This window comes from Mycoplasma iguanae, from assembly GCF_024722375.1.
GTDB lineage: Bacteria > Bacillota_I > Bacilli_A > Mycoplasmatales > Metamycoplasmataceae > Mycoplasma_M > Mycoplasma_M iguanae.
In genome coordinates this window covers 188,959-204,970 of record NZ_CP102734.1, presented here as the reverse complement: position 1 = coordinate 204,970, position 16,012 = coordinate 188,959, and the positions used below count along the sequence as shown (strand labels likewise).

Sequence of the window (16,012 nt, the reverse complement as noted above, 5' to 3'; positions counted from 1 at the left end):
TTTTATCCGTCACTAAAGATTTAAAGCTGCTTTTAAAGCGCTTTCAATTTCTTTTTCATCCATTAGGTTTTTAACACCAACAATTTTAGCTTTTTGATTGTGGTTAAATTCACTTGATAGATGAGTTGAAGAAATAATGATATCAACTGAAGCTGTTAATCCTTTTGATTGTCCCATTGATAAAGCTTCTATATCAGCTTCAATTCCTAAAGCTTTACAAATTTTTTGCACTTTTAACTTAATAATCATGCTTGTACCCATACCATTACCACAAGCTGCAACAATTTTTAATGCCATAGTTTCTCCTTTTTTATATTAAAATAATTAAGCTTTTTTATTTGCTGATATTAATTCTGGATTTAACTTTAAGAATTTTTGTACAAATGTTTTTTTGTGTTGCATTCCTGAGTCTAATGCTTGTCCATAGAATAGTAATCCTAGAATTGCTAAAATTGTAAAGATTCATGCACCAGCTGTTGATCAAGCTGAAACTAAAATGTATGCACCAAAGAATAAGTTTCAGTCAGCCATTCCTATGAATCCGCCTGGAACTGGTGTTTGAGGTTTTAGAGTTTCTGGATCTGGTACAATTCCTGGCATTGCTGCAGTAGAAACGTGTGTAACAGCTCCTAAAGCGAATGATATAATCAAGATTTCAAATATACCGATAACTGCTGGAACTATAATAGCACCTTTGATTCCTCCTGAAGCATTTGAGTAAGCTGCAAGTGCTCCTGAGTTAAAGAATAAAGTAATAAATAATGGGATTGTAATTGAAATACTTAGTCCTGGAATTCTTGATAAAGCAATTACTAGACCTACAGCAGCAAATTGCGCTAATGTTCCAGAAATAAATCCATATGTAATTGAGTTTGGTGCGAATCCGTAAACTGCAGCAATATCAACTGCAACTACTGAATCAGGAATAATTTTTTCACTAATTCCTTGGAATGATTGTTGTAATTCTGTAACAAACATTCTAACTCCTGTAATTAGAGTTAAGATTGAAGCTGTTATTTTGAATGCTCCAAAGATAAATTGTAATCCTACTCAAGCTCCTGAACTTAAGGCATTTCAAGAACCAAAATCACCACGAAATTCTCTTTTACCTCAGTCATAATTTACTTTGTTAGAAACAAATAGAATAATCATTAAGATTGAGAATAAGATTAATAAAATAAATGTTTGAGTAAAAATGTTGTCTTCAAAGATTTTTAATCATTTTGGTAAAACTCTTGTTTCTGCTGAGTTTTCTTTTTTACCAACATATTTTCCTAATTTATAAGCTACAGAAATTGATAACATTTGTTGGTGTCCAATTGCAAATCCTGCATTTTCAGTTACTGTATTTGTTGGTTTAATTGTTGAAGTTGAACCAACTCCTCAGTAAACACCTAACATTATAGATGACATAATAATCATCGCTCATTCAGGTCCTGATTTTACTCCACCTGCTGATAATTCTGTTTCTCTAAATAATAAGAAGTATAAGAAAGCCACTAATACAGTTGCTTGTTGGATCATAATGTGACCTGTAATAACAATTGAGTGAACATTTGTTCATTTTTTGAATACTACAAGAATTATGTTAATAATTAATCCCCCTAAAAATGCATAAATTACTCATGCAGCATAGGTAAACCCTTCACCAGCTAATCTTGATAAAAATCCTGTTGGATTAGCAATTGTTAAGGCAAAGTAAGGATCTAATGGAACAACAGTAGTTCCTTCCCCTAATGTTTGTAATCCGTTGAATACAGGTCTTGCCATACCTACTAGCATTCCTGAACCAATACCCATTAATAAAATACCAATAGATGATTTCATTGCGCCAGTAAATGATTCGACAAGTCCTCTACCAAGCACTAAATAACCAACAAATACTAAAGTACCAATTAGTAATACTGGTTGTCTTAAGAAGTTGTCTAGGTAAACTACACTAACTAAAAAGCTGAAAGCTTCACCAAATTTACTTCAACCATTTTCATTGGTTCCCATTCAAATAAGTAGCACTATAATTGAAAGGATGATGAAAACAGCTAGAAAAATAGATCAGCCAATTAAGGTTTTTTTCTTAGAGGCTTTTTCTAATTTATCCTTCATATAAGTTTCTCCTTTTTTATATTAATTTATTTTGAACTCTTTTTTTAATTCTAAAACTCTAGGATTAACTTTTGAAACATCATATGTTCGAGGTTCATCAAAAGTTAAAATTTCTCTTGGGTTGTTTACAAGCATATCTTCAATAGCTGATTCACTAACTCCAACTTGTTTTAATAAAGGAATAAAACGATCGAATAAATATCCTAATCCAAATGTTTGTTTTCCTTTTTCTAAACCATAATTTCTTTGATATAAAATTCTACCCGCATCTAGTGATAAAGTAATATGTTTTTGATATCCTTTATCTACAAGATATTTAATATTTTCTGCAAGAGTTGCGTCTGAGTAATATTTAACACGGTCAGGACCGTCAAAACAAAGACTTACTCCTAATTCTTTAATGATTTTTTCATAATAATATTTATCAGGGTTTTTATTTAAGTGAGATAATTGAATTTTTCTTGGATTAACACCAAAATCAATTAAGTGTTGGGCAGCTTCATAAGCCATCGTTCCTAATTGAGTATGTACTAGGATAGGGGCACCCGTTGCAATCGATGAACGTGCTGCTGATTCTAGAGATTTAAGTTCTAAACGATCAATTGCTGCATATCCTGTACCAGCTTTAATAATTCCAGCTTTTGCTTTTGAACGTTTTACAACTGGTCCACTATAGTTGTATTCATCCATTCCTTCTTCAATTTCTGCAACAACCATTTTTACAATTTCGTCAACAGGAGCTAAAGCCAATCAAGATGCACCTTTGTCATAAAATGCTGCTTTGTGGAATCCTGTAGCCATTAAAATATGACCTCTTCCTCTAAAATGTTCAGCAATTTCTAACATTTTGTGAACATCGCGTCCCACGTTAGGTGGATCCATTGTTACAATAGTTTTTCCACCTTTTGCTAAATATTCTTCCATTTCTGCTTTTGCAGCAGGAATAGATAACATAACAAAGTCAGGATGTTCATGAGCCTCTGGCCCATAATTTTTAATTAAGTGATCATGACAGTCAGTAACTCCTAATTCCGAGGGATCAACGTCCCCTAAAATTGTTCTTACAAATTTTTTCATTTTTATAAATTCCTTTTTTTATAAATAGTTTGAAAATTATAATTATTAAAGAACTAAAAGTCTCTAATAATTCACTTAATTATATTCCTAAAAATTTAAAAATTGATGTAAAAAGTCAAAAAAAATTCTTAAAATGCTATTTAATTCATAAAAGTTCATCAAAATGAACAAAAGTTATATTTTAAAAAAGGAAACTGAATTTTCGCCACCTAATTTTAAAAAAATATCCATAAAATAAAAACCGGTGAAATTAGGTTTAATTTTATGGATATTTTTTTGATTATTTCTGCTGTTTAACAATTTTATTTTTATGTATGTTAAACATTATTTGATATATTTTTTATTTAAATTTTAATATTTTTAATACTATAAATTTTAATTTCTAGATGCTATTTAATCTAGTAACATATTAATTTTTAGTATTTGCGATTCTATAAAAGTTCATAATTAACCATTTTTAGTATTAAAACTAATTTTAGTTAAAAATAAATAATTAACTAGTTCATTTTTTATACAAAGTTTCTTGCTCGGAAGTAATTTCAATATTTTTAGCTTTATTAAAATCTCAAGTTTGTTGTACAACTATTTTGAAAGCTTCATTAAAATCAGTTAATGCTAATTGACGGACTTTTTGAATTCCGGGATATCTTCTACCTTGTGCTAATTTATCAGCTACAAAAACTATTTTCCCTAAAACTGTCATTTCAGAATTTAATGATGTATGTCATTTAACTGCTTCAACAATATCTTTGTTGTTAATATAGTAATCTTTTTCTAATCAAACTGCTGCTGTAGTTTGATGTAATTGATAATCTCTGTATTGACTAGCATCAATCTTATGTGATTCTAAATATTGACGTTGAGCATCATTGGGAATTGTTTTTGTAATATCATGAACTAATCCTGCTATTCAAGCAATTTTAGCATCATATTTTAGAACTTTTGCATACTCGGCGGCAGCACTAGCTGTAGCTAGACAATGTTTAAATCTTTTAGCATCAACAGAATTTTTTAAAATTTCCTCTAAATATAAGAAATTTTCACCAATATATTTTCTAACTTCTATTGGTACAACATCTAATTTTCCTTGTTGAAATTCTGTAGAAGAAAAATCATAAATTTCATTATTTAGAAGATAACAATTAAATTTTTTGATGTTGGTTTTAACTATATTATTTGATCTTTTAAAAATAATGATTTTTGTTTCTTGTGAAATTGTTTCAATGTTTTTTCATTTATTTAATTTGGGTAAATTATCTGAACCCAAAATTAAATATAATTCTGCATCTGGGAACTGTTTTCTAAAATAAAGCACAGTATCAATTGTATAACTTATTCCTTTGCGATTTGCTTCAAAAAGTGAAATATCTGTTTTATTAAACAATACTCTTTTTAGCATAGCAATTCTGTGCTCTACATCAACATATTTGTGTTTTGATTTAAAAGGATTTTTGTAAGCTGGTACAAAATATAATTTATCTAAATTTAATTTTTCAACTGCCTCTTTTGCGATTGAAATATGACCTTGATGAACGGGGTTAAAGGACCCACCAAAAATAGCTATTTTCATTAAGAATAAATAATACATGAAAATTAGTTTTTTTTATAATGATTTAAGTTTAATAAAAATACTGCTTTTTTCTCTAATTTTAAATTTACTTGCTCGACAACATTCAAAACTCTTGAATCAACTTTTGAGTTTGTTTCTGTACTAAATAAATCAACTTGTTTAAATTTTTCTGTTCCCTTTTCAAGTTCTGATAAGTAAACCCCGATTCCTCGTAATTCTTGATTATTTCAATACTTTTCAAAAATATCTGATGCAACTTGAAAAATTTGTTTGAAATTATTAACTTTTTCATTTAATTTTTTTTGTTTATTAAATGATTCATGAAAATTGATTTTAAAGTTAATTGATATAACTTGTCCGAAAGTATTTTGTGATTTAGCTTTTTGTGAAATTTGTTCACAAATTTTCTTTATTTCATTTTTAATAAAACTATGGTCTGTTGTAAAACCATTATCAAAAGTTTTTTCTTTTCCAATTTGTTGAAATTCAAAACTTTTACTATTAATCAAATCATCACCCATTCCGTGAGCATTATCTAAAAGTTTTTTGAAGCGAATTCCAAAAAGTGTTTGTAATTTCTTATTATTTAATGATTGTTTTGCAAAATCTCCAATGGTATAAATACCCATTTTATTCAATTTAGGAATAGAAGATTTACCGATATATAAAAATTCTTGAATGGGAAGAGGATAAATCACTGATTTAAAATTTTTTTCATCAAGATGAAAAATACCTGCAGGTTTTCCGCGGTTAGTAGCCATTTTGGCAAGAAATTTATTTTTTCCAATCCCAATTGTGACAGGTAAATTTAAATTATCCCAAATATCTTTTTGAATTTGCTGTGCTAATTGTTGTTGAGAAATATTTTTTTGGATTAATAAATCTGTAGCATCTAAATAACACTCATCGATTGACATTTTTTCTATTTTTTTAGTTCATGTTTTTGTAAGGTGATGAAAAAAATTATTCGAAAAATAACTATATAGCTCGTATCATAAAGTAACAAAATACACATTTTTAAAATTTTTACGAATTAAAGATAAAGGAGTTGCAATTTTAATCCCTAATTTTCTCGCTTCATAAGATACTGAAGTAGCTATTCCGTGTATACCTGTTTTTTGCTTAGCAACTATCACAGGTTTATTTTTTAATTGTGGATTTATAATTCTGTGTGCAGACACAAAAAATGAATCAATATCAATGTGAAAAATTACTTTAGGCATTAAAAAATTATTATATAAAATGTTTTTATAAATTGAATTTTTTTATTAATTCTTTAGCCACTAATTCCAGTTCTTCTTCAGGAATTAATTTAAATGGTTTTTTGTTAAATCCAGCATTAATTCCGTGTAAACGCATTATTGCTTTTAAAGTTTGCATTAATCCTGTTGAAATTAATGCTTCAATATAATCATTATAATCTTTAATTTCTTTACGTAATGTAACAATATCATGTTTATCAAAAGCTTCAATCATTCTTCTTGCACCTTTAGCATTAGCATTGTAAGTTGAACCGATAAATCCTGTAGCTCCCAACATTAAACCTGTTACTAATGATTCATCTCAAGCTCACATTCATATTTTTTCTGGATATGCACTGATTAATCTTTCAAATAAAAACACATCAGTAGCTCCAAATTTGCATCCTAAAACATTTTTGATGTTTAGTAATTCACCAAATTGTTGAATTCCCATTTTTCCACCTGCTAGTTGAGGTAAGTAGTAAATAAACATTGGCAAATCCACTCTCTGAGCAATATATTGATAATATGATTTCACTTCTTCAAATGAGAAGCTGTAATAATAAGGAGTAATGGCACTAATTGCATCAAAACCTAATTTTTGTGCATATTGTCCCATTTCAACAACATCATTAAGATTAAGTATTCCAATTTGAGCAATTAAAGTTATTTTTTCTTTTGCTTCTTGAGCTACGATTTCAAAAATTCTTTTTCTTTCTTCAACAGAAAGTAATAAAAATTCTCCTGTTGAACCTGTTACATAAAGTCCATCTATTTTTTGATACTCAATTAAATACTTAATAATATCTCTTAAAGCTTGTTCTTTTACTTTTCCATTTTCATCAAATGGAGTAATTAAAGCTGAAAATAGTCCTTGGTATTTTTTCATAATTCTCCTTGAATTTTTTTATTATTTATGATTTTAATAAGGAATAAAAAATAATTTTAAAGTCTTAAAAAATTATTTATTTTTTGTTAAAAATTTTTTTACGCTTTCAAAGAAAAAATCGGGGTTTTCTTCTCAAGGTGCATGCCCTGATTTTGGAACAATAATTGTTTGATGGTTTTTTAAGTTTTTTTGGTAATAACTATAAATATTATTTAAGTCAATGATGTTATCACTATCTCCATAAATTAATAAAGTATTTTTTTCAATTCTATTTAATGATTTTTCAATACCATTCATTACTTCATCTGAAATTAAATGTGCACCCAATTTTTTTAATTTACGACTGAAAGCTTTATCATTTTTTAAATTCTCAACATATTTTAAAGCTTTGTCTATAACAAGTGGATTATTTTTAAATTTAGTTGCATCATAAAATACTTTATCTAAAAATTCAATTCTAGCTGTTAGCGTTTCTGGATAAAAACCCTCTAAAAATAATTCTTTTAAATTGCAACTTGTTTTATTTATTGGAGCTACAAAAATTCCTGTCTTAAAATTTTGAGATTTTTGATTCATAGCTAAAGCTAAAACTCCACCACCCATTGAGTGACCAAAACCTATAACATTAGGAATTTTTAAAGTGTCAATAAATTCATTAATAATGGCACTATAGTAAAATAAATTTAAATGTTTATTTTCATTTTCTGCTGTTATTTCACTAAAAGGTAAATTTAACCCTCAAATATTGTATTCTACAAAGCGCTCTGATAATTCTATAATGCGACTTAAATCACCGCCAAAACCATGAATGTATAAAATATTATTTTGAGGATTACATTCATCTTCATGACATAAAGTTTTATACTCAATCAATGAATCTAGTATTTTAATTTTTCTCATCATTGCCTTTATTAAACATTAAATAACTCACACCTAACATTCCAGCATTATTTTGTGATTTTGCTAAAATTAATCGTGTTTTAAAAGGTGTTATTGCTAATGCTTTTTGAAATTTTTCTTGTACAGTTTTAAAATATTTTTTTTCAATATAAGAAAACCCGCCACTAATAAAAATCTTATCAAGATTTAAAAACATTGCCAATTGCACTGTAAATTTCACAATTTTATCAAAATAGTCATCCATGAAATTTTTAAATTTTTCATTATTTAAGTATAAATTGTTAAATTTTGCATGTTCATTAATATGAATATCAAATTGATTTTTCATTTCATTTGATTGTTTAGTAAATGAAAGATATTGATCTAAATATTGATCACCATATTTTAAATAGCCTAATTCACCACCTAAATAATTAGAACCTGAAAATAACTTATTTTCTTTAATGATTCCAATTCCTACACCTGTACCTAATGTTACAAAAGCATAATTATCTGCATATTCATCAAAGATTTTTTCTGAAAATGCCGCTGAATTTGCATCATTTTCTAAAATAACTGGTAAGTTAAAGATTTTTTCTAATAAAGAAAAATCTGTATCTTTATAAAAACTCATCGATGAATTAGTTCAAGCAATTTTTCTTTCTTTTGAATCAACAGCTCCGGTAGTTGCAAGTGCAATTCCTGCAATTTGATTGCAAATATCAGCATATTTCTCCAATAAATTTTCAATAATATTTTTTACTTGTAAAAAAATATTAGCAGTTTTTGTTGGAGATTTTTCTTGATAAATGAATTCATAATTTTTATTAATAATTCCGTATTTAATATTGGTTCCCCCAATATCTAATGTAATAATTTTTTTCATAATTTAATATTTATATAGCAATTTTGAAAATAATTTTAAAAAGTTTTCCTCGACTATTGGTGTATTTTGGCAAATGAGCCTCACCAGGAAAAAACAAAATGAATTCTCCAGGAAATGGTTGTAAAAAATTTCTGCTAGTATCTTTATAATACAAAGTTACATCATTTTCTACATCGAATTCACTGTGAAGATTACTTAATTCTTCTGGATAAGCAAAAAAGTATTTTTCCCTTGTATCTACTAAAACATGTAAATCTGCATATTTTGAATGAACCTCATATAATGCATTTTTATCATCATATGTGTCTACTTCCATATTTAAAACAAATAAATTTTCATTATCAATTATCGTTTTACCAACTGATAATTGTCGTAAATCATTTTTTTCAATGAATTCAATTGCCTTATTTAAATTAGGATGAATATTTTTGTATCTACTTAAATTGATTAACCTATCATAAATCATTGTTGCTCCTTAGTTAAAAATGTTTAGGTTTTAATAACCTGTTTAAATTATCTAATTAATTAGAAAATATTTTTTAATATTATAAAAATGTAAAATATATTTTAATTTTTGAACATTTTCAATCAAAATTTAAAATTTTTTTAAGAATTTTTGAATTATCTAAAAGCTGTAAAAAAATTTATATAATAGTTAAAAATACAAGAAGGTAGAAGAATGTTAAAAGAAAACACATTTATAGTTTCATGTCAAGCATTAGAAAATGAACCAATGTTTGGCCCTGGAATTGTTTTAAAAATGGCACAAGCTGTAATACAAGGTGGTGCGGAAGGATTGAGAACTAGTCAATTGGATAATGTTAAAGATATTATGAGTGCTAATTTTAATGTTCCAGTGATTTCTCTTATTAAAAAAAAATATGAAAATTCAGGAGTATTTATAACTCCTACTTTAGATGAAGTAAAACAATTAATGGCAGCTGGAGCAACAATTATTGCAACTGATGCAACATTAAGACAGCGGCCAAAAGAAAGCTTAGAAGAAATTGTGACTTGATTTAAAAAACACCGTAATGAAAAGCAATTTTTAATGGCTGATTGTTCCAATGAAGAAGATGTTTTAAATGCAATTAAATTAGATTTTGATTATATCGGAACAACTTTAAGGGGATATACTCAAGAAACAAAGTCTTTATCAAATATTGATGATGACATGAAATTTTTGAAATGAGCTAAAAAACAAACAACAAAAAGTAATAAACTTTTAATTGCTGAAGGGGGTTTTGACACTCCTCAATTAGCAAAAAAAGCTTTAAAGATTGCTGATGTCGTTGTTGTAGGATCTGCAATTACCAGACCACAATTTATTACAAAACTTTTTGTAGATGAAATTAAAAAATAATGTTTTAATAAACTATAAGTGCAAAAAAGTATTTTTTTGCTTTTTTTACTTATAATTTTAAATTAATAATGATAAAACTAGAAAAAATGGATTTAGTAAAATTTTCAAATGTTGATTTAATTATCAAACGTTTTATTGAAACAAAACCTAAAAAGTTTGTTAATTCATCAATTAAAGAAATAGCAGACATGTTATTTATTTCTGTAGCTACAATTACCCATTTTGTCAAAAAGGCAGGATTTGCAAATTTCAAAGATTTGAAAAAATATGTAATTGAAAAAATTGATGAAAATACAGAAAAAGGCCTTTTTGATATGAATGACAAAATTGAAAATGTAAATTTATTTTATGTACATTCATTAGAAAAAACTTTAGAGCTATTAGATCTAGCAATAATTCACCAAGTTACTCAAAAAATTATGACTTCTTCAAAAGTAATTACTTTTGGTGCTGGTTCTTCTGCTTGAGCTGCTCTAGAAATGGTTAATGCTTTAAATATTGTAGGAATTAATGCTGTTAATGCCAGAACTTTACACGATATTAGTTTATGAATTGATGAAGATTATAAAAAAGCTCAAATGATTGTTATTTTTTCTAAAAGTATGAATTCAAAAGAAAACAATCAAATTATCAAGTTATTAGATAAACACAAAATCAAAGTTTGCTTAATAACTGCCAATAAAAAAATTCATCCTTCAGAAAATGTTGATGTAATTTATTTTGCCACCTTAGAACAAGAAAAAAGAATAGTGCCTTTATCTTCTAAAATTGCCGAAATGTTTATTCTAGATATTATTTCTTTAAAATTAAATTCATTAATAAAAAAAGAACATGGTAATTTTTATCATGAATTTCAAGAATTATGAAGATCTAAAAAGAAAAACTTTAGAAAAGATTAATTTATAGGAGATTGCTTGATAAAAACAAGGATTTATTATATAATTATTAGCGCAATTACGCGTAGGGGTGTAGTTCAATGGTAGAACAACGGGCTTCAACCCCGTGTGTTATGGGTTCGAGTCCTGTCACCCCTGCCATTTTTTTTATTTTTTATATAAAAAAAATTTACTTTTTATATTTTTTTTATATAATTAACAGAGCATTTAAGCAACAAATAAATATGGGGGGGTAGCAAAGCGGCCAAATGCGGGTGGCTGTAACCCACTTCTTTCGAGTTCGGGGGTTCGAATCCCTCCCCCCCCACCATTTTGCCCCGTCGCCAAGTGGCAAGGCATCGGTTTTTGGTGCCGACATTCGTTAGTTCGAATCTAACCGGGGCAGCCAATCACAATAGTGACCAAAAGATTAACCACCTCTATATGAGGTGGTTTTTTATTTCTTTGCAATTTTAGCCAAATGAAAAAATATATATAATTTAAGGAAAGAAGGTGAAAATGCATGAAGTAATTAAGAAATTACCACAAATTTTTATAGATAATAAGAAACCAGAAAAACCAATTGTTTTTGTACATGGTTTTAATTCTTCATATCAAGTACATCAAAATTTTTATGAAAATTATCATGAAAATGATTATTATTCAATTAGCTTACCAGGAAACAATCTGTTGGAAGCAACAAATGAACAACTAAATGTTTACTATTATGCCAAATTAATTGCTACATTTATTGAATCTAAAAATTTAAAAAATGTTATTTTAATGGGACATTCTATGGGTGGGGGAATTATTGCTTTGGCTTATCAATTAATTCCGCAATTAATTGATCGTATGATTTTTATAGCTCCCATGAATAAAACTTCATTATCTTTAAAAAAAGTATTTTTTAGAGATTATTTTCCTCAAAATTTTGAAGGTGAAAAAAATTTTATGAAAAATTTATTTTATAATCCCACTTTTTTAGAAGATGTTGATTATTTGATTAAGGCACGAAAAAACTTTAATTTTAATTTATATAATAATAAAAATATTTGAAAATTAGGAAAAAGTTTACCCAACATAAATTTAATGAATGATATTGAAAAAGGCTTGAACCAAATTAAAGTAAAAACACTTTTAATTTTAGGCCAAAAAGATGGAATAATTAATCGTGATGATGCTAAAGAATACTTTGAAAAAAACGTAGAAAATATTGAAGTAAAAATTATGCCCAAAACTGGTCATTTAATGTTTAAAGAAAATATCGATGGCTATATCGAAATAATTGATAATTTTCTAAAAAATTAACTATATAGTTAATTTTTATGTAACAAAAAAACTATAAAAATGCTTTTATAGTTTTTTTAATCAATTTCACTATACAAAAAATAATTAATTTTCTTTGTTTTTTGTAATATTTAATAAAATGTAAAGCATAATTCTTTTAATTCTAGAAGAAGTATATCTTTTAGAATTAACTTTTGAAACAAATTCATCATAAGAATTTGCATTAATATGTTTTTTAAATAAATTTTCGATTCCTTCAGACACTAAGCAAATATTTTGTAAATCTTTTACAGAAGAGTTACGAATAATTTCTTGAAATTGGGGATAATAATTTTCAATTCTGTCAGGAATTTGGTTAAAAATCATTGGAGTATATTTACTAACATCTTCATTGTTAAAAATCATTTTTCTAATTAAAGAAGCAGAAGCAAAATTTTCATGAGCTTGTTCTGCATGGAAATCAAGCGTTCTCTTTAAAGTGTAAGGAGTAATATTATAATTATTCATAATAATTACTTTTACATATTCAAGACCTAAAATATCATTGGGTAAGCTAATCGCTTGACCAATTAATTTTTCTAAAACATTAGCATTGGCTTTAGGAAAAGAAAAACCTTGCTTTAATTCTAATTTTAATAATTTATTATATTGATCAATATTTTCTTTGATGGTTTTTGCAATTAAAATTAAATTTTCTACATCATTTGATTCCGAACCGAAAATCATTTTTTCAATTTTTAAATCTGCGATCATTTTCACTGCACCAGCAGCAAAAACATGTGCTGCCTGAGTTGCATATTCAAAAGCTAATTCATAAACTTCATCAGCTCCGTAGCTTTTTGCTATTGCTGCTCTTTCTTCAAAAGAAACGACAGCTAGTTCACCGCGCTGAACATATTTGCCAGACATAATGATAATAATTTTGTCATTGGGAAAATTCTTTTTTACATATTGAAGTTGATAAATATGTCCGTTATGAAAGGGGTTATACTCTGCAATAATTGCAATGGCCATAATTAGTAATTATTTTGAATTCTTTCAAAATTGATTTGCATTTTTTTATAATATGAATCCAAAATTGTTTTGTATTCATAACCCAGTCATTGAACTAAAGATAAAAAAATTTTAAAAGCACTTTCTAAATCTGACAATGAACGTGATTGTCAAAATAACATTATATTATTATAAATGTGAATAATATTAGTATTAATATCTTCTTGAAAGATAGGAACTTCTATTTGAGGATTCATATTATATTTTATTCCTAAAGAAATAAAAAAATGAATTACATCAGCATATTCTTCCAATATTTTAGTTTCATCTCTTTTTTGATCTTTTTTTCAATATTTGAAAGTCTTTATTTCATTAGAAAATTCACCAATTTCAACTAAAAGAGCAATGATTTGTTTATCAATAATCTCATCATTAACAATAATATTGTGAGCTTTAGAGATTGACTGATCTAATAATTTTTGTGAATTAAAAATCTCTTGTAAATTTAAAATCATCTTTTAATTATAAATTATAAAAAGTATTTAAAAATATCTTTTTATAAAAAAAATAAGTGGTACAATTAAAAGACTTAAATTAAAAGGAAAAATATAAAGTTGTAAATCGCTTTATGTGAAAGGAAAATTGTGAAAAAGGATATTCACCCAGAATATAGTATTTTAAAATTAACATGTTCAACATGTAATTCAGAACACTCATTTGGATCAACAACTAAAGAAGCTTCTGTGGATGTTTGTTCAAAATGTCATTCATTTTATACCGGAGATAAAAACATGGCTAAAGCTACTGGTAGAGTTGACAGATTTAATAAATTGGTTGCTAAATCACAAGAAAAACAAAATTCTAAATAGATTATTTTTAAAAAGTTATTTTTATGAAAAATTAGTTTTTTTTATTGTGATTTTTATATTAAAAAGTGTAGCTACTAAAAGCTACACTTTTTTTCTTTATTAACTAATTTCTAAATGAATTTTGTAGTGGCCGATTAATTCATTATTTTTTGTTTTTAAGGAATAATTAAATTTAATGGAATTTTGAGTTTTATCTAATTGTTCTAAAAAACTTTTCATAATAATGATTCCTTGCGGTGTTTGAAATTGAATATCGACTTCATTTTGCAGTTCAAGAAAAATTGAAGCCGGTCCTGCAAAAATGTTAACTTTATCATCTGAAATTTCAATTCTATTCATAACATTATTTTGAGGTTCCAAAAATTCATAAACATCATATTCTTCTCATTGTTCTTTTTTTAATGGAGCTTCAAATTCAATTTTATTTTCATTATCTTCTTGTTTAATTAGTGAACTAAATTTTATTTTCATTTTGCTAAACGCTCCATAATTAAATCTTTACCAAATAAATAAATTGCTTTAGCTAACTCAGGACCATGATTTTGATAAGTTGTAGCTAATCTGATTGGCATAAACAACTTTTGACCTGTTTTACCAGTCAATTCTTTAGTTTGGTCTAATGCATTTTGAATGTTATCCACTGTAAATGGTTTATTGATAAGTTGCTTAGTAAAAATTTTGATAACTTCTTGATCTAAATCTCTTAGATCATTACTTAATTTAGGTGTCTGATAAATACTTAAAGCTGATTTTAAATCTTGGTAAGTTACAGCATTTTGCTTATAAGTATTTAAAAATAATTCTAATCAAGCTGGATCTAAACCTTCAATATTTAGATACTCAATAATTTTTGCATTATCTAAATTTTTAAAATATTGTTTTGAAAATCACTCCATTTTTTTTATATCAAATTTTGATGGAGATTTCGACAAACGACTAACATCAAATTTTTTGACAATTTCATCAGCTGACATTAATTCTTTAGCATCTGCTGATGTTCATCCTAAAAGTGTTAAAAAATTAAAAATAGCTTCAGGTAAATAACCTTCATTTTTATAATCTTCAATAAATTGTTTTACAGAAAAATCGCGTTTAGAAAGTTTTTCGCCTTCCATATTAGTAATAATTGTTAAATGTCCGAATTCTGGAACTTTTCAATTAAAAGCTTCATAAACAGCTAATTGTTTCGGGGTATTAGTTATATGTTCTTCGCCACGTAAAACATGACTAATTTGCATGTCATAATCATCCACTACCACAGCAAAATTATAAGTGGGATATCCATCAGATTTACGAATTACTCAATCGCCAATATCATTTGAATTAACTGTAATTTGACCTCTTACTAAATCATTTCATTGATAAATATGATTTGCAGGTAAACTTAAACGGATTGAATAAGCATTTTTCGCTTCACGGTTTGCTTTTTGTTCATCAGAAATTTTTAATCAATTTTTGTCATAACGAAAGCTGTGAATCCCTTTTGCTTTTTGTTGCGCTCTTTGCTCATTTAATTCTTCGGAAGTATCGTAAGCTTTATATGCTAAATTTTTGCTTAATAATTGTTCAATTAATTCATTATATCGTGCTAGTTTTTCACTTTGGCGATAAGCACCAAATTCTTTTTTAGGATTAAGAGGTGATTCATCAGGAATAATGCCTAATCAAGCTAGATTTTCTAATTGTGATCTTTCACCATCCACAACATTTCTAGCAATATCAGTATCTTCAATTCTTACAATAAAATCACCATTTTGATTTTTAGCAAATAAATAACTAAAAAGAGCTGTTCTCGCTCCACCAATATGTAAAAAACCTGTTGGGCTTGGAGCATATCTTGTTCTAATTTTCTTCATGTTTTCAATTTTACACTAAAGCCTTTTTTTATGACTATTTTAAGGTTTTTTAAAGGCTTAAAAACATTGTTTAAAATCAAGTTTTTTGAATATTTTGTATAAAAAAATGCAAATCTGGGAATTT

General features: G+C 26.7%; 17 protein-coding genes and 3 tRNA genes. 7 read left to right on the top strand and 13 right to left on the bottom strand.

The features are described 5' to 3' along the window. Nucleotides 1–12 precede the first annotated feature (12 nt). The 9 genes from NV226_RS01065 to NV226_RS01025 all read right to left on the bottom strand — a co-directional run bounded on the left by NV226_RS01065 (nt 13) and on the right by NV226_RS01025 (nt 9,111). Entirely contained in the window at nt 13–297 is a 285-nt protein-coding gene (locus tag NV226_RS01065) for a PTS sugar transporter subunit IIB (RefSeq protein WP_258211055.1), read from the bottom strand. A 27-nt stretch (nt 298–324) separates the two neighbouring features. Next, nucleotides 325–2,103, bottom strand: a complete 1,779-nt coding sequence (locus NV226_RS01060) for a PTS ascorbate transporter subunit IIC (protein ID WP_258211054.1) — start codon at nt 2,101–2,103, stop codon at nt 325–327. Nucleotides 2,104–2,124: 21 nt separating this feature from the next. Beyond that, nucleotides 2,125–3,180, bottom strand: coding sequence for a phospho-furanose lactonase (locus NV226_RS01055; RefSeq protein ID WP_258211053.1), 1,056 nt, complete (start codon nt 3,178–3,180; stop codon nt 2,125–2,127). Between the two features lie 493 nt (nt 3,181–3,673). Continuing rightward, nucleotides 3,674–4,750: a nicotinate-nucleotide adenylyltransferase gene (locus NV226_RS01050; RefSeq protein WP_258211052.1), complete on the bottom strand. Its 1,077-nt coding sequence runs from the start codon at nt 4,748–4,750 to the stop codon at nt 3,674–3,676. A gap of 23 nt (nt 4,751–4,773) precedes the next feature. Then, a complete protein-coding gene (locus NV226_RS01045; protein ID WP_258211051.1) occupies nt 4,774–5,973 on the bottom strand; it encodes a Y-family DNA polymerase in 1,200 nt (399 codons plus the stop codon). Between the two features lie 25 nt (nt 5,974–5,998). Then, nucleotides 5,999–6,880 (bottom strand): N-acetylneuraminate lyase, encoded by an 882-nt coding sequence (locus tag NV226_RS01040; RefSeq protein ID WP_258211050.1) that lies wholly within the window; start codon nt 6,878–6,880, stop codon nt 5,999–6,001. A gap of 72 nt (nt 6,881–6,952) precedes the next feature. Beyond that, nucleotides 6,953–7,780: an alpha/beta fold hydrolase gene (locus tag NV226_RS01035; protein WP_258211049.1), complete on the bottom strand. Its 828-nt coding sequence runs from the start codon at nt 7,778–7,780 to the stop codon at nt 6,953–6,955. Further along, on the bottom strand, nt 7,767–8,645 hold the full coding sequence (locus NV226_RS01030; protein ID WP_258211048.1) for an ROK family protein: 879 nt from the start codon (nt 8,643–8,645) through the stop codon (nt 7,767–7,769). The genes NV226_RS01035 and NV226_RS01030 overlap by 14 nt, the downstream gene beginning before the upstream one ends. Nucleotides 8,646–8,655: 10 nt before the next feature. After that, the gene (locus NV226_RS01025; protein ID WP_258211047.1) at nt 8,656–9,111 is read right to left on the bottom strand and encodes a NanQ anomerase/TabA/YiaL family protein; all 456 of its coding nucleotides are present in this window, start codon (nt 9,109–9,111) and stop codon (nt 8,656–8,658) included. A 213-nt stretch (nt 9,112–9,324) separates the two neighbouring features. Here NV226_RS01025 and NV226_RS01020 point away from each other — a divergent pair, with 213 nt between their 5' ends. The 6 genes from NV226_RS01020 (at nt 9,325) to NV226_RS00995 (ending at nt 12,191) form a co-directional block, all read left to right on the top strand. Then, a complete protein-coding gene (locus tag NV226_RS01020) occupies nt 9,325–10,008 on the top strand; it encodes an N-acetylmannosamine-6-phosphate 2-epimerase (RefSeq protein ID WP_258211046.1) in 684 nt (227 codons plus the stop codon). 68 nt (nt 10,009–10,076) lie between these two features. Next, complete coding sequence (locus NV226_RS01015; RefSeq protein WP_258211045.1) at nt 10,077–10,907, top strand: MurR/RpiR family transcriptional regulator; 831 nt, start codon at nt 10,077–10,079, stop codon at nt 10,905–10,907. Between the two features lie 63 nt (nt 10,908–10,970). Then, nucleotides 10,971–11,045, top strand: a tRNA-Trp gene (locus NV226_RS01010). Between the two features lie 85 nt (nt 11,046–11,130). Beyond that, nucleotides 11,131–11,214: transfer RNA gene (locus tag NV226_RS01005), tRNA-Tyr, on the top strand. Nucleotides 11,215–11,217: 3 nt separating this feature from the next. Further along, nucleotides 11,218–11,292, top strand: a tRNA-Gln gene (locus NV226_RS01000). A 110-nt stretch (nt 11,293–11,402) separates the two neighbouring features. Continuing rightward, nucleotides 11,403–12,191 carry an alpha/beta fold hydrolase gene (locus NV226_RS00995; protein WP_258211044.1) on the top strand — a complete coding sequence of 263 codons (789 nt, stop codon included), beginning with the start codon at nt 11,403–11,405 and terminating at the stop codon, nt 12,189–12,191. Between the two features lie 84 nt (nt 12,192–12,275). On the opposite strand, the gene NV226_RS00990 is transcribed toward NV226_RS00995, so the two are convergent. Continuing rightward, complete coding sequence (locus NV226_RS00990) at nt 12,276–13,184, bottom strand: nucleotidyltransferase (RefSeq protein ID WP_258211043.1); 909 nt, start codon at nt 13,182–13,184, stop codon at nt 12,276–12,278. 2 nt (nt 13,185–13,186) lie between these two features. After that, on the bottom strand, nt 13,187–13,678 hold the full coding sequence (locus NV226_RS00985; RefSeq protein WP_258211042.1) for a dUTP diphosphatase: 492 nt from the start codon (nt 13,676–13,678) through the stop codon (nt 13,187–13,189). A gap of 129 nt (nt 13,679–13,807) precedes the next feature. Here NV226_RS00985 and rpmE point away from each other — a divergent pair, with 129 nt between their 5' ends. Further along, entirely contained in the window at nt 13,808–14,032 is a 225-nt protein-coding gene (rpmE, locus tag NV226_RS00980) for a 50S ribosomal protein L31 (RefSeq protein ID WP_258211041.1), read from the top strand. 99 nt (nt 14,033–14,131) lie between these two features. On the opposite strand, the gene NV226_RS00975 is transcribed toward rpmE, so the two are convergent. Both NV226_RS00975 and gltX read right to left on the bottom strand, forming a co-directional pair. Then, nucleotides 14,132–14,503 (bottom strand): DUF1934 family protein, encoded by a 372-nt coding sequence (locus tag NV226_RS00975; RefSeq protein ID WP_258211040.1) that lies wholly within the window; start codon nt 14,501–14,503, stop codon nt 14,132–14,134. Then, on the bottom strand, nt 14,494–15,888 hold the full coding sequence (gltX, locus tag NV226_RS00970; RefSeq protein ID WP_258211039.1) for a glutamate--tRNA ligase: 1,395 nt from the start codon (nt 15,886–15,888) through the stop codon (nt 14,494–14,496). The genes NV226_RS00975 and gltX overlap by 10 nt, the downstream gene beginning before the upstream one ends. Nucleotides 15,889–16,012: the final 124 nt, after the last annotated feature.